This window comes from Aeromonas sp. YN13HZO-058 (assembly GCF_001921245.1).
In the GTDB taxonomy this organism is placed as follows: Bacteria; Pseudomonadota; Gammaproteobacteria; order Enterobacterales; family Aeromonadaceae; genus Aeromonas; species Aeromonas allosaccharophila.
On the sequence record NZ_MQSY01000020.1, the window covers coordinates 1 to 13326 of the forward strand.

Below are 13326 nucleotides of genomic sequence, written 5' to 3' on the forward strand. Positions count from 1 at the left end.
CTAGGAAGCTGGCTCATCAGTCCGGCGTGTTCCGCCGTGCTGGTAGGGGCGCATTATAGGGAGCCGCGCCGGGATGACAAGGGCTTTTTGCAAAAATGCGTTTGTTTGCTGAAAAAGCGAACTGAACCCCCCAAAACAGCCCCTTGGCACCACTTTTACGCCGCTTTTTTGCTCAACTCTTCGCTTTGTGCCCGGATATAGTTGACCCAGCTGGTTGCCTTCTGTTGCCAGTTATCCTGTTGCTGAAGCTCACGGGCCAGCTCCAGCGCCTGGGCATACTGCTCCTTATTAAGGTGAGCCTGCACCAACAACGCTTTGGCACGATTGCCTTGCTCGCCTTTCACCGATGTGATGGCGACGAGCTGGGTCATGGCGGCATCTGTCTTGCCCTGTTGCAGCAGCAGTTCGGCGGCGCGCATGGCGGCTTTGGGCTGACCGTGCTGGTTGGCCAGCTGTTGCCAACTATCGACCGCTTGTGACCACTCCCGGGCACCTTCCCACAATTGGGCCAGCAGTTGCCGGTTTTCAGCACTTTGCTTCATCTGTCCCTTGGCCATGGCCGCCTCCAGCAAACGGGCACCACGATAAGGCAGCCCTTGCCAGGCATAGAGGCGGATCAGCTGATTGCGGGCTGACGCGTCATCCATCAGTTTTCTGTCGATGGCGGTCTGCAACAGTGCCAGCGCCTGATCGCCACGTTTGGCGGAAAGGTTGAGCGATACCGCCTGTTGCCACCATTTGCTCTCTGTCGGCTCGTGACGGATCAGCTCGCCCGCCTGATCCGCTGCCACGCCATAACGTTGCTGGGCGGTGAGGGCAGAGAGACGAATAATGGCGGCCTGCTTCTGCCACCCCTTCTTCAGCAACTGTTCGCTCTGGCTGGCGGCATCACCGTACTGCTTGTTGTGGTAATAGAGGCCGGCCAGACGCAGGCGCAGTGCATCATCTTGCTTCAGTGCCAGTGCCGCCTTGTAGCTGGCGATGGCGCCAGACCAGTTGGATTGCTGGGCCTGAATATCGCCGCGCAGACGCAGCAACTGGAGTTGCTGCTGCTCGGGCCACTCTTTATAGGCAAGGGCCTGTTCGACATAACTGCTCGCCTGGGCAGTCTGTTGCAGATTGGCCGCCAGCGAGGCTTGCAGCTGCGCCAGCCAGGCGCGCTCGGCATCGGTGTTTGGCTTGAGTACAGATGCCTTGCTCTGGGCCTGTTGCCATTGGCCAGACTGATAGAGCTTCATCACGGGTTCAAGCTGACGGGAAAAGTGAGGGCTGACCTCCATCGCCAGACAGGCTTGGCCAACCAGGGCCAGCAGACAGATCCAGATCCGCAACATAGTTATGACTCCAGTTTGAATTTGAGCGTGATGACTTGCACCAGCTTGTCGGTGGCGCCCGGTCTCGGCTGATAGCGCCACTTGTTGATCGCCTGAATGGCCGCCCGCTCGAACTGACGCTTGGGTTTGGCCTCGACCACTTCCACATCCTGCACGCCACCTTCGGCATTCACGCTAAAGCGCAGGGTGACGAATCCTTCGATCCCTGACTGCTGGGCGCGATAGGGGTAAACCGGCTCGATCCGTTGCAACGGCATCAGCATGTCACCAACGCCGATGCCCGCACCCTGCTGCTGGCCGTGATAGTTGCCACTCAATACCGGTGCAGTACTGGTCGCCACACCAGGGGCATAAACCTGCACAGCGCTGAGGCTGGATACCAGATCCAGACTCGGCTCAACGGCCGCCAAAGGGGCCGCGGCAGGCATCGGCAGCGGTGTCGAGGCCAATGCGGCGGGAGGCTCTGGCAGAGGCTCGGGTTCCTGTGGCACCGGACGCTCGCGCACCTGCACCTCGGTCACCTCGTTCTGCATATTGATGACGATGGGCTTCTGCTCGCTCGCCACCTTCTCGCCTCGGGGCGGTTCAACCAGGGTGGCCATAAACAGCAGGATGCCCAGACTGAGGGCGATCCCCAGCCCCAGGCTCATCAGCTTGTATTTCATTTCGGCGCCACCGCCACAGCGATATTGGCGATACCCGCCGCCTTGGCCTCATCCATCACCCGTACTACCTTGCCGTGGGGCACCCGCTCGTCGGCCTGGATCACCAGACTCGCATCGGGTTGCTCCGCCAGCAGACGGGCGATGGTGGCCTGTACCCGCTCCACATCGATCTGCTTGCGGTCGAGGAAGATCTGACCCTGAGCCCCGATCGCCAGCATGATGCTGGAGGATTTCTGCGCCTTGGCCTGACTGGCCTGGGGTCTGTGTACCTCGAGCCCGGCTTCGCGCACGAAGGAGGTGGTGACAATAAAGAAGATCAGCATGATGAACACGATATCCAGCATGGGGGTCATGTCGATCTGCACTTCGTCACGCTGGCGTTTGGATTGCCGTCTCATTGCATTACCTTCTCTTCTCGCAGGCCGTCCCGGGTCTTGGCCAGCGCTCGCTTGGCCTGACTCTCGAGCCGACTGAGTAACAACACGCCGGAGAGCGCCACCACCATGCCAGCCATGGTGGGGATGGTGGCGCGGGAGATCCCGCCCGCCATGCTCTCCGGGTTAAAGCGGTTGGCCGCGGCCAACGCATCGAATACGCCGATCATGCCGGTCACTGTGCCCAGCAACCCCAGCATGGGGCAGAGCACCACCAGGGTGCGGATGAAGATCAGATGACGGTTCAGTTCCAGCTCGGCTTGCGCCAGCCAGCGGCTGCGGATCGCCCGGGCGTGCCAGCTGTGGCGCTCGCTGCGGGCTTGCCAGCGGCCGAGCAGCTGTTGCTGCAAGGGGCCGAAACCCAGATTGAGGTAGAGCAGCCGCTCGATCATCAGAATCCACATCAGCACCAGCAGGGCCAGGATGACCCAGAGCACCGGGCCGCCACGGCCCATGAAGCTCTGCAGCTGTTGCCAGATGCCGAGCATCATGCTGCTCGCTCCATCCCGCCGTTATTGCTCTCGGCGCGCTCGGCCAGAATACCGGCTACCTGCTGCTCCAGCACATTGGAAAGCTCGGTAAAGCGTGACTGCAACAGGCTGTGAGCCAGGATCAGCGGAATGGCCGCAACCAGACCCTGTACCGTGGTGACCAGCGCCATGGAGATGCCGCCCGCCATGATCTTGGGATCGCCGGTACCGAACTGGGTGATGGCCTGGAAGGTACCGATCATCCCGGTCACGGTACCGAGCAGACCCAGCATGGGGGCAATGGCCGCGATCACCTTGACCATGCCGATGCCGCGCTCCATGCGAGGAGTTTCCTGCAGGATTGCCTCATCAAGACGCAGCTCGAGGGTCTCCATGCTCAGCTCGGGGTGTTTGTCCGCCACCGTCAGCACCCGACCGAGGGCGTTGTCGGCATGGTACTCGCCGCTCTTGAGCTGGCGACGAACCCGACCCAGCTCACGGGAAAGGCTCCACAGCCGTACCGCCGCAATTCCCAAACCGATGGCGGCCAGCAGCACGATGATGGCGCCGACCTGACCACCCTGTTGCACCTGCTGCCAGAAGGTGGGCGCCTGCGCCAGCATCGCCAGCAGAGTGCCATGAGAAGGATCCAGCGGCAGCGCTTCCCCTTCCTGACCCTGATAAGCCGCAACGGCAGAGAGTACGTTACCGGGCAGCCCCAGTACCGGGCTCAAGCCCTCAGCTGTCGGGTGCAGGAAGCCATCGCTCCCCAGCAAGGCAAAGCTGCCAACCCGGGTCAGCGACTGCTCGCTAGCAGCCCCCTGGGCATCGAGCACCTTGCCGTTGAATTGGGCAATCTGGCCAGATTCGCGGATCTCCTGCAGCAGAGTGGCGGGCAGCAGGGCGAGGGCGGTGCGATCCGGCACCTGTTTATCCTGTGCCATGGTTTTCAGCGGGGCGAGGCGATCAGGATACTGACCCTCGACGGCGGATTCGCTCAGCAGCTTGACTGCATCGCTGGCGCCCTGACGGGTGACTGCGAAGATCTCGTTCATGTCGCCGGAGGCTTGCTCCCACCGGGCGTTGAGCTCGACCAGCTGCTTCTCGTTGCTGGCGAACTTGCCTGCCAGCTCCTTGCTCAGGCGCTGAGCCTCGGCCAGTCTGGCGCGAGCAGTGCCGAGCGCCTTGGCAACGGTCGACAGATCTTGCTGAGCCTGCTGTTCGCGAGCCTGTTCCTGCTGCTGCCACTCATCGGCGACAGCGGCGTTGGCACCGCAGGAGAGGGCAATAAGGAGGGGGAACCACTTCATGGTGACTCTCATGATTGGGCCTCCTGACTACGGCTGACAGAGAGGGGGACATTGAGCAACTGGGGAACTTTCTTGTCGGCGGCCACATCCATCGCCTCGGCGATGGGGGAGAGCCACTGGCTGTCGAGGGCTTGCCACTGCTTCGCCTCGGCAGACCAGCGCCATGCCTGACTGCGATCGGCAGTCATCGCCAGCAGGGAGACCCGACCCAGCGCCAGCACATCGACCCGACGCGGGGCACCATCCAGCTCCAGCTCGGCAGAATAGCTATCCATCCGACTGCCATATTCGGCTTCGATCTGATAGGCCTGCAGCAGCTGGCGGAATTTCTCCGCCTCGCTCACGTCGGCACGGGCCAGCGTCGCTTTCAACTGTTCAACCCGCGCCAGCCGATCTTCCTTGCGCAGCGGGATATCGTTTTGCACCAGCTGTTCCAGATCTGCCTGCATCTGCAGCATCAGCGGGATCAAGCCCTGACGGGTCTCTTGCACCGCTTCCAGCTGCTGGCTCAATTTACCCAGCTCATTTTGCTGATCGGCCACCAGAGATTGCATGTAGCGGTTGTAGGCTTCGAGGTCGCGCAGTTGCAGCTGGGCATTTTGCAGCTCCAGTCGTGCGGCAACGGCGGCATCGGCGGCTTTTTCCACCCGCTGCTGGGAGGCTTTCCCGGCAGCTATGCTGTTCTTGAGAGCGGGAGCAACCAGCTCATCCCCGATGGCAGCAAAGTGGACTGACAGTGGCAGCAGGGCCACACCCCATAACTTGTTCATTGAAATACATCTTATTAATGATAACTATTATCATTATCTCAAATGCAGCGCAGACTGGCAACGAGAGGATTTCCTTGGCCTTTATGCACAAAAACAGGATAATTTTTAAGCACGCACGGAATAAGTGGCGCCAATAGCCACCGCACAAATATAAATAACGAGAAAAAATCTTTTCGATCAGTGTGATAGAGATCGAAAAAGGAGAAAGTAATGCTCAACGATGCGATCTGGGAACATATCGACCAGTTCACCAAGGCAACAAAAACCAGCGATATCCAGCAACTGCTGGAGCGCTTCAGTCATCAAATGGGCTTTGATTACTTTCGGCTGCTGATTATTTTCCCCATCAGCATGCAAAAATCCCACGTGGCACTGTTCAACAACTGTCCGACCACCTGGTTTGACGCCTATAGCGAAAACCAGTATCTGACCCAGGATCCGGTGGTCTATCTGGGGCTGAAACAGACCCAGCCGATCTTCTGGAACAAGCTCGATTGCGACTCGCCCTGGCTGCCCAGCGCCAGCCGCGATGTGATGAATCTGGCGGCCGATTTCGGAGTGCGCAATGGCGTCTCCTTTCCGCTGCACACCCCGCAGGGGGAGCACGGCATCCTGTCATTCATCACCAAGGAGAAATCCAACTCCGACCTGATGTTTGAAAATGTCCCGCTGCTGTCGTTCTGCGCCAGCTACATCTTCAACTCCGCACTGCAACTGATCAAAAGCAGACCGGATATGATGAAATACCTGACCGAACTGTCGGATCGGGAGAAGGAGTGCCTGTTCTGGGCCAGCGAGGGCAAGACTTCCTGGGAGATCGCCACCATCCTCGGTATCAGTGAGCGGACGGTCAACTTTCACCTGACCCAGGTGACCAACAAGACCGACTCGAAGAACCGCAGTCAGGCCATCGCCAAGGGGATCACCAGCGGCATCATAGTGCCCTCCCTCGACGAGGTGACCATTACCAACCTGCGGCTGTCGTAACCCTCAGCCGAAACAAAAAGAGCCGCAATTGCGGCTCTTTTTCATTTCAGAAAGTGACTTATCAGAGAGTGGCTTACTCAACGGTCACCGATTTTGCCAGGTTGCGCGGCTGGTCCACGTCGGTGCCCTTGATCAGGGCAACGTGATAGGAGAGCAGCTGCAGCGGCACGGTATAGACGATGGGAGCGATCACCTCTTCCACATGGTTGAGGTTCATGACCCGCATGGTCTCGTCGCTCTTGAAGCCGGTATCGGCATCGGCGAACACGTAAAGGATACCGCCACGGGCGCGCACCTCTTCCACGTTGGACTTGAGCTTCTCCAGCAGATCGTTGTTCGGTGCCACCACAATGATGGGCATCTCGGCATCGATCAGCGCCAACGGGCCGTGCTTCAGTTCACCAGCGGCATAGGCTTCTGCGTGGATGTAGGAGATCTCCTTGAGCTTGAGCGCCCCTTCCATGGCGATGGGGTACTGGCTGCCACGGCCGAGGAACAGGCTGTGGTGCTTGTCGGCAAACTCTTCGGCCAGGGTTTCGATATCCTTGGCCAGCGCCAGGCTCTCTTTAATACGCAGCGGCAGGGCTTGCAGCGCTTTGACCAGCTCGGCCTCGGCAGCCGCGCTCAGGTTGCCACGGCAGTGACCGACCGAGGCCACCAGCATCAGCAGGCCAGCCAGCTGGGTGGTGAACGCCTTGGTGGAGGCCACGCCAATTTCTGCCCCCGCGCGGGTCATAAAGGCCAGATCCGATTCACGCACCAGCGAGGAGCCCGGCACGTTGCAGATAGCCAGCGAGCTCATGTAGCCGGACTCCTTGGCCAGACGCAGCGCCGCCAGGGTATCGGCAGTCTCGCCACTCTGGGAGAGGGTCACCAGCAGGCTGTTGGGGCGCACCACCGATTTGCGATAGCGGAACTCGGAGGCGATCTCCACATCGCAGGAGACGCCAGCGATCTCTTCGAACCAGTAGCGGGCCACCATGCCGGAGTTGTAGGAGGTGCCACAGGCGACGATCTGCACGTGTTCGACCTTGTCGAAGATGGCGCGGGCACCGTTGCCGAAGGATTCGACCACCACGTGATCGCTGCCCAGACGCCCTTCCAGGGTGTTGGTGATGGCTTTGGGCTGCTCGTAGATCTCTTTGAGCATGTAGTGGCGGTATTCGCCCTTGTCACCGGCATCATGGGAGAGTTCGGACTCCTGCTCCTCGCGCATCACGGCGTTGCCGTTGGTATCGAAGATGTGTACGTCGCGGCGGGTCACCTCAGCCACATCACCCTCTTCCAGGAAGATGAAACGGCGGGTCACCGGCAGCAGCGCCATCTGATCGGAGGCGATGAAGTTCTCGCCGATACCACGGCCGATCACCAGCGGCGAACCGGAGCGGGCAACCACCACGCGGCTGTCGTCGCGGCTGTCCATCACCACGGTACCGTAGGCACCGCGCAGCTGCTTCACCGCAATCTGCATGGCGACCAGCAGGCTGGGGGCGCTCTTCAGCTCGTGATGGACCAGATGGGCAATCACCTCGGTATCGGTATCAGAGCTGAACACATAGCCCAGCGCCTTCAACTCTTCCCGCAGCTCTTCGTGGTTCTCGATGATGCCGTTGTGCACCACCACGATATGCTCGGAGACGTGGGGGTGGGCGTTGCGCTCGGACGGCTCGCCGTGGGTGGCCCAGCGGGTATGGGCGATGCCGGTACCACCATGGACGGACTGCTCGTCGAGCGCCTTGGCCAGCTCGGCCACCTTGCCCAGACGGCGAACCCGCTGCAACGGCTGGTTGGCGCTGAACACCGCCACACCGGCAGAGTCATAACCGCGGTACTCCAGACGGCGCAGGCCCTCTACCAGAATTTCAGCCACATCACGTTGGGCAACAGCCCCGACGATGCCACACATACACTTCTCCTTGAGATACAAATCGTAAAGTCAGTTGGATGGTTCAGAGCTCGATGTCAGCAAGTGACCGGGGCGCAGATAAGCGTCACCCCCTGGGCTTGAATCTGTTCTCTGGCCTCGCTGGCCAGCCCCTCGTCGGTCACCAGGGTATGGATGCTCGACCAGGGAAGTTCGAGATTGGGGATCTTGCGGCCGATCTTTTCCGATTCGACCATCACAATGACCTCCCGCGACACCTCGGCCATGACCCGCGACAGGCCCACCAGCTCGTTGAAGGTGGTGGTGCCACGCTCCGGGTCGATGCCGTCGGCACCGATAAAGAGCTGGTCGAAGTCGTAGGAGCGCAGCACCTGTTCCGCCACCTGCCCCTGGAAGGATTCGGAGTGAGGGTCCCAAGTGCCACCGGTCATTAACAGGGTAGGCTCATTTTCCAGCTCGCGCAGGGCTCCGGCCACATTGAGGGAATTGGTCATCACGATGAGGCCGCGCTTGTTGCCCAGCATGGGGATCATGGCGCTGGTGGTGCTGCCGCTGTCGATGATGACGCGGTTGTGATCACGCAGCCGCTCGGCCGCCGCACGGGCAATGGCTAACTTTCGGTTCGAAACTTGTTCAGGGTTGACCTCGACCACCATCTCGCTCGGCAAAGGGACAGCACCACCGTAACGGCGCAGCAGCAGACCGCCGGTCTCCAGTACCGCCAGATCTTTACGGATGGTCACTTCGGAGGTAGAAAAGTGTTTGGCGAGGGCGTCGACGCTCACTTCACCCTGCTCTTGTACCAGGGTCACTATGGTGTGTCGGCGTTGTTGAGTATTACGTTTGGTCATTTTTAAGTTTCGATTCGAAAGAACATCGAAATATTAGCCCCTTTTTCGGAAAAATAAAACAGCAAATAGGATCCGATTTGGTTCGATGCCAGAATGGGGTGCCAATTTGCGACGAGGATGCCATGCAAAAGAGAGTCATCTGGCTGGTGGAGGATGAGACCAGCATCGCCGACACCCTGATTTACGCCCTGCAGACCGACGGGTTCGAGGTGGAGTGGTTCATGCTGGGCCAACAGTTGCTGACACGACTGGAACAGACGCGACCCGACTTCCTGATCCTCGATGTGGGGCTACCCGACATCAGCGGCTTCGAACTCTGCAAGCAGGTGAGGGCGCTGACCGATATTCCCCTGATGTTCCTCACCGCCCGCAGCGAGGAGATAGACCGGCTGATCGGGCTGGAGATCGGGGCCGACGACTATGTGGCCAAACCCTTCTCGCCACGGGAAGTGTGTGCCCGGGTGCGGGTCATCCTGCGCCGCAGCCAGCCCGTCGCCCCCCAGCCCAGCGCCCTGCTGGTGCTGGATGAGGAGCGGGCCCGCATTCACTTTCGCGGCCAACCGCTGGCCCTCACCCGCTACGAATATCTGCTGCTCAAGACCTTGATGCAGGCGCCGGGCCGGGTCTACTCCCGCCAGCAGCTGATGGATCTGGTGTGGCAGGATGCCGAAGAGAGTCTGGATCGCACCGTCGATACCCACATCAAGACCATCCGCGCCAAGCTGCGCGAGCATGACCCCGAGGCCAACCTGATCCTCACCCATCGTGGACTGGGCTACAGCCTGGAGCTGGCATGAGACTCGGATTGCAACTGCTGTGCGGCCTGCTGCTGATCTTCGCGCTGGCCGCCTGGTTCGTGCTGGAGATCTTCGTCGAGGAGATCAAACCCGGGGTGCGCAGCGCCACCGAGGATACCCTGGTCGACATGACCCAGCTGCTGGCGCCGCTGGCGCTCGATGATCTGCAAGAGGGCAATATGATGAACGGGCGGCTGGCCAGCGCCTTCGCCCGCCTCAACCAGAATCCCATCAATGCGATGATCGACGGCCACCTCAAACAGCAGGCGGAGTACCGCATCTATGTGACGGATCGGCAGGGGATGGTGATTTACGACTCCGACGGCACGGATCAGGGCAAGGATTATTCCCGCTGGAACGATGTCTACCGCACCCTGCGCGGTCAGTATGGCGCCCGCAGCACCCGCACCGATCCCGACGATGCCGCCAGCTCGACCATGTATGTGGCGGCGCCGCTGCGGGAGGGGACAGAGATCATCGGCTCTCTCACCGTCGCCAAACCCAATCGCACCCTGATGCCCGCCATCGAGCGGGGTGAACGGGAACTGCTGCAGGCCGCCGGCCAGATGCTGTTCATCTCGCTATTGATCGGCAGTCTGCTGGTGTGGTGGCTCAACCGCGCCATCGGCAAACTGGTGCACTATGCCGAATCGGTCAGCAAGGGGGAGGCGGCGCCACTGCCGCAACTGCACACCGTCGAGCTGGATCGGCTCGGCCACGCCCTCGAAACCATGCGCCACCAGCTCGATGGCAAGAGCTATATCGAGGGCTATGTCCACAGCCTGACCCACGAGCTGAAGAGCCCACTGGCGGCCATTCGCGGGGCAGGGGAGATCCTGGCCGAAACGCCGCCCCCCGAGGTGGCCAGGCGCTTTATCGGCAATATCAATCAGGAGAGTGCCCGCATGCAGCAGCTGATCGAACGGATGCTGCAGCTGGCGCGGCTGGAGTCGGGGCAGGGGCTGGATCGCCAGTCGGTGGAACCGGCAAAACTGGGCAAGCGCACCCTCGACGCCCGCCAGATCATCGCCCTGCGCCGTCAGGTCGGGTTGGTGGCCGAGCTGACCAGCGCGCCGAAACAGAAGTGGGATCCGCTGCTGGTGGAGCAGGCCATCGGCAACCTGCTGGACAACGCCATCGACTTCTCTCCCGCCAACGGGCAGGTCACCCTGAGCGGCAGCCAGCAGGAGGAGGGCTACTGTTTTCGGGTCACCGACAGCGGCCCCGGCATTCCCGACTACGCATTGCCACGCATCTTCGAGCGCTTCTACTCCCTGCCGCGCCCCGACAAGGGCAAGAGCAGTGGTCTGGGGCTCAGCTTCGCCCATGAGGTGGCCCACCAGCATGGCGGCCGTCTGACCCTGAGCAACCGGCCGGAAGGTGGCGCGCTGGCCGAACTCTGGCTGCCGTTCGCCTAGTCACCTCCCTACCACTTCACATTCACCACACAAAGCGGCGTTAAACTGCCGCCTTATCTTATTGATTAGCCTCATCCATTTGCTCAAGGAAATGCTATGTCCCGCCTGCTTCTCTCCAGCCTGCTGGCTGCCGGTCTGCTCGCCGCTCTGCCTGCCTCCGCCGCCAGCGGCTGCTTTCTCTATGCTGACGGCAACGGCCAGACCCTCTCCAGCGAAGGGGACTGCTCCAGCCAGCTGCCGCCCGCGTCTACCTTCAAGATCCCGCTGGCGCTGATGGGTTACGACAGCGGTTTTCTGGTGGATGAAGAGCATCCGGCACTGCCCTTCAAACCGGGTTACGACGACTGGCTGCCCGCCTGGCGCGAAACCACCACGCCGCGCCGCTGGGAAACCTACTCGGTCGTCTGGTTCTCCCAGCAGATCACCGAATGGCTGGGGATGGAGCGCTTCCAGCAGTACGTCGACCGCTTCGACTACGGCAACCGGGATCTCTCCGGCAATCCGGGCAAGCATGACGGCCTGACCCAAGCCTGGCTCAGCTCCAGCCTCGCCATCAGCCCGGAGGAGCAGGCCCGCTTCCTCGGCAAGATGGTGAGCGGCAAGCTGCCGGTCTCGGCGCAGACCCTGCAGTACACCGCCAATATCCTCAAGGTGAGCGAGATCGACGGCTGGCAGATCCACGGCAAGACCGGCATGGGCTACCCGAAGAAGCTGGATGGCAGCCTCAACCGCGATCAGCAGATCGGCTGGTTCGTCGGCTGGGCCAGCAAACCGGGCAAGCAGCTGATCTTCGTCCACACCGTGGTGCAAAAGCCCGGCAAGCAGTTCGCCTCCCTCAAGGCGAAAGAAGAGGTGCTGGCCGCCCTGCCCGGAAAATTGAAGACCCTGTAACTCCTCCAGAAACCGGCGCAATGCCGGTTTTTTTTATCCCCCTTCACCGCCACTTCACACAAGCCCATCACCACTTCACGCCGGACTGACAGACTCGCTCCATCCAACAAGGAGACGTGTCATGGTCAAACAGATATTCACCCACAAGATCTTTCTGCTGCTGTTGCTCAGCCTGCTGTTGATGGTGCCGGTGCAATCCATCATGGAGCTGAACCGGGAGCGTCAGGCTTACCGCAGTCAGGCCATTCACAGCATCATGGCCAGCAGCAGCGGCCCGCAACGGCTGATGGGGCCTATCCTGGTGCAGCCCTATACCCGCTCGGTCACGGTCGAGCAGGAGGGCAAGCGCTTCGTCCGTCAGGAGCAGCTCTACCGCTACCTGCTGCCGGAGCAACTGGATATCAAGGCCAACATGGAGGTCACCCCGCGCAAGCTGGGCATCTATCAGGCGCAGGTCTATCAGACACGGCTCTCCCTCTCCGGCCACCTGCCAACCCGACAGAGTCTGCTGAATGACGCGACCTCACCGCTTGATGAAACGACCGAGCTGGTGGCGGGCAAACCCTACCTGAGTCTGGTGCTCTCGGATGCACGCGGTATCAACAGCGTCCCTGAACTGCAACTCGGTACACAGCGGATCCCGTTTGCCCCCGGCGCCCGCCTCGGTGATGCGCTGGCGGGTATCCATGCCCCGCTCGACAGCCTGCCGCAACAGGATGGCACCTTTCATCTGGAGCTCAATCTGCAGGGGATGAACGCCCTCGACATAGTGCCGCTGGGCAAGGAGAGCACCCTGCTGCTGGCGGGCAACTGGCCCCATCCCAACTTCATCGGCGATTTTCTGCCGGGCAGCCGCACCCTGAGCCCGCAAGGGTTTGAAGCCAACTGGCAAACCAGCTGGTTCGCCAGCGACATGGAGACCCGCTTCAACCGGATGATGAACGGTGGCGATAGTCATCTCTCCGCCTTCAGCGTCAGTCTGGTGCAGCCGGTGGATCACTATCAGCTCAACGAGCGGGCGGCCAAATATGCCCTGCTGTTTATCGGCCTCACCTTTATCAGCTTCTTCATGTTCGAGCTGCTCAAGGGGCTGCGGGTCCACCCGATCCAGTACGCGCTGGTAGGCATGGGGCTGGCTATCTTCTATCTGGTGCTGCTGGCACTGACCGAGCACCTCGGCTTTGGCTGGGCCTATCTGGTGGCCGCACTGGCCAGTGTGCTGCTCAACGGCTTCTACCTCAGTCATGTGCTGGGCGGCCCGAAGCAGGGGAGCGGCTTCGCGGCGCTGCTCGGGCTGGTCTATGCCATCCTCTACAGCCTGCTGCAGGCCGAAGAGATCGCCTTGCTGCTCGGCGCCCTGCTGTTGTTCGCCACCCTGGCGCTGATCATGATGCTGACCCGCAAGCTCGACTGGTATCAGGTGATGGACTACAGCGCCCCCACCACCACATGGGCGGCCCCCCAGCCATCGAGCAGTGACCCCAGCCATAAGTCATAAGCCCAAAAAAAAACCG

The 13326-nt window shown here is 61.0% G+C and carries 13 protein-coding genes; 5 read left to right on the plus strand and 8 right to left on the minus strand.

The features are described 5' to 3' along the window. Positions 1-155: 155 nt before the first annotated feature. From BSP75_RS03740 to BSP75_RS03765, 6 genes are read right to left on the minus strand one after another with little or no spacing between them, the layout of a single operon-like run. Positions 156-1334, minus strand: coding sequence for a hypothetical protein (locus tag BSP75_RS03740; protein WP_075112273.1), 1179 nt, complete (start codon positions 1332-1334; stop codon positions 156-158). A gap of 2 nt (positions 1335-1336) precedes the next feature. Continuing rightward, positions 1337-1999: an energy transducer TonB gene (locus tag BSP75_RS03745; protein WP_042656899.1), complete on the minus strand. Its 663-nt coding sequence runs from the start codon at positions 1997-1999 to the stop codon at positions 1337-1339. Continuing rightward, positions 1996-2397 carry a biopolymer transporter ExbD gene (locus tag BSP75_RS03750; protein WP_005339369.1) on the minus strand — a complete coding sequence of 134 codons (402 nt, stop codon included), beginning with the start codon at positions 2395-2397 and terminating at the stop codon, positions 1996-1998. The genes BSP75_RS03745 and BSP75_RS03750 overlap by 4 nt, the downstream gene beginning before the upstream one ends. Continuing rightward, a complete protein-coding gene (locus tag BSP75_RS03755; protein ID WP_075112274.1) occupies positions 2394-2924 on the minus strand; it encodes a MotA/TolQ/ExbB proton channel family protein in 531 nt (176 codons plus the stop codon). Before BSP75_RS03755 ends, BSP75_RS03750 begins: the two co-directional genes overlap by 4 nt. Then, positions 2921-4225 (minus strand): MotA/TolQ/ExbB proton channel family protein, encoded by a 1305-nt coding sequence (locus tag BSP75_RS03760; RefSeq protein ID WP_075112275.1) that lies wholly within the window; start codon positions 4223-4225, stop codon positions 2921-2923. The genes BSP75_RS03755 and BSP75_RS03760 overlap by 4 nt, the downstream gene beginning before the upstream one ends. After that, the gene (locus BSP75_RS03765) at positions 4222-4983 is read right to left on the minus strand and encodes a DUF3450 domain-containing protein (protein WP_005357258.1); all 762 of its coding nucleotides are present in this window, start codon (positions 4981-4983) and stop codon (positions 4222-4224) included. The genes BSP75_RS03760 and BSP75_RS03765 overlap by 4 nt, the downstream gene beginning before the upstream one ends. Positions 4984-5193: 210 nt before the next feature. On the opposite strand from BSP75_RS03765, the gene BSP75_RS03770 reads away from it, so the two are divergent. Further along, positions 5194-5970 (plus strand): LuxR family transcriptional regulator, encoded by a 777-nt coding sequence (locus BSP75_RS03770; RefSeq protein WP_058052634.1) that lies wholly within the window; start codon positions 5194-5196, stop codon positions 5968-5970. Positions 5971-6043: 73 nt separating this feature from the next. On the opposite strand, the gene glmS is transcribed toward BSP75_RS03770, so the two are convergent. Continuing rightward, positions 6044-7876 (minus strand): glutamine--fructose-6-phosphate transaminase (isomerizing), encoded by a 1833-nt coding sequence (gene glmS / locus BSP75_RS03775; RefSeq protein WP_075112276.1) that lies wholly within the window; start codon positions 7874-7876, stop codon positions 6044-6046. Between the two features lie 56 nt (positions 7877-7932). After that, positions 7933-8706 (minus strand): DeoR/GlpR family DNA-binding transcription regulator, encoded by a 774-nt coding sequence (locus BSP75_RS03780; protein WP_005355851.1) that lies wholly within the window; start codon positions 8704-8706, stop codon positions 7933-7935. A gap of 122 nt (positions 8707-8828) precedes the next feature. Here BSP75_RS03780 and blrA point away from each other — a divergent pair, with 122 nt between their 5' ends. The 4 genes from blrA (at position 8829) to creD (ending at position 13310) form a co-directional block, all read left to right on the plus strand. Beyond that, the gene (blrA, locus tag BSP75_RS03785) at positions 8829-9503 is read left to right on the plus strand and encodes a beta-lactam response regulator transcription factor BlrA (RefSeq protein WP_075112277.1); all 675 of its coding nucleotides are present in this window, start codon (positions 8829-8831) and stop codon (positions 9501-9503) included. Next, positions 9500-10921, plus strand: a complete 1422-nt coding sequence (blrB, locus tag BSP75_RS03790; RefSeq protein ID WP_075112278.1) for a beta-lactam sensor histidine kinase BlrB — start codon at positions 9500-9502, stop codon at positions 10919-10921. The genes blrA and blrB overlap by 4 nt, the downstream gene beginning before the upstream one ends. Positions 10922-11017: 96 nt before the next feature. After that, positions 11018-11812, plus strand: a complete 795-nt coding sequence (locus BSP75_RS03795) for an OXA-12 family class D beta-lactamase OXA-959 (RefSeq protein ID WP_075112279.1) — start codon at positions 11018-11020, stop codon at positions 11810-11812. Positions 11813-11933: 121 nt separating this feature from the next. Continuing rightward, positions 11934-13310: a cell envelope integrity protein CreD gene (creD, locus tag BSP75_RS03800; RefSeq protein ID WP_075112280.1), complete on the plus strand. Its 1377-nt coding sequence runs from the start codon at positions 11934-11936 to the stop codon at positions 13308-13310. The last annotated feature ends 16 nt before the right edge of the window (positions 13311-13326 follow it).

Excerpts from the sequence above, each read along its gene's own strand:
- BSP75_RS03740 (WP_075112273.1), bottom strand. The coding sequence starts at position 1,334 with ATGTTGCGGATCTGGATCTGTCTGCTGGCCCTGGTTGGCCAAGCCTGT.
- BSP75_RS03745 (WP_042656899.1), bottom strand. The coding sequence starts at position 1,999 with ATGAAATACAAGCTGATGAGCCTGGGGCTGGGGATCGCCCTCAGTCTG.
- BSP75_RS03750 (WP_005339369.1), bottom strand. The coding sequence starts at position 2,397 with ATGAGACGGCAATCCAAACGCCAGCGTGACGAAGTGCAGATCGACATG.
- BSP75_RS03755 (WP_075112274.1), bottom strand. The coding sequence starts at position 2,924 with ATGATGCTCGGCATCTGGCAACAGCTGCAGAGCTTCATGGGCCGTGGC.
- BSP75_RS03760 (WP_075112275.1), bottom strand. The coding sequence starts at position 4,225 with ATGAGAGTCACCATGAAGTGGTTCCCCCTCCTTATTGCCCTCTCCTGC.
- BSP75_RS03765 (WP_005357258.1), bottom strand. The coding sequence starts at position 4,983 with ATGAACAAGTTATGGGGTGTGGCCCTGCTGCCACTGTCAGTCCACTTT.
- BSP75_RS03770 (WP_058052634.1), top strand. The coding sequence starts at position 5,194 with ATGCTCAACGATGCGATCTGGGAACATATCGACCAGTTCACCAAGGCA.
- glmS (WP_075112276.1), bottom strand. The coding sequence starts at position 7,876 with ATGTGTGGCATCGTCGGGGCTGTTGCCCAACGTGATGTGGCTGAAATT.
- BSP75_RS03780 (WP_005355851.1), bottom strand. The coding sequence starts at position 8,706 with ATGACCAAACGTAATACTCAACAACGCCGACACACCATAGTGACCCTG.
- blrA (WP_075112277.1), top strand. The coding sequence starts at position 8,829 with ATGCAAAAGAGAGTCATCTGGCTGGTGGAGGATGAGACCAGCATCGCC.
- blrB (WP_075112278.1), top strand. The coding sequence starts at position 9,500 with ATGAGACTCGGATTGCAACTGCTGTGCGGCCTGCTGCTGATCTTCGCG.
- BSP75_RS03795 (WP_075112279.1), top strand. The coding sequence starts at position 11,018 with ATGTCCCGCCTGCTTCTCTCCAGCCTGCTGGCTGCCGGTCTGCTCGCC.
- creD (WP_075112280.1), top strand. The coding sequence starts at position 11,934 with ATGGTCAAACAGATATTCACCCACAAGATCTTTCTGCTGCTGTTGCTC.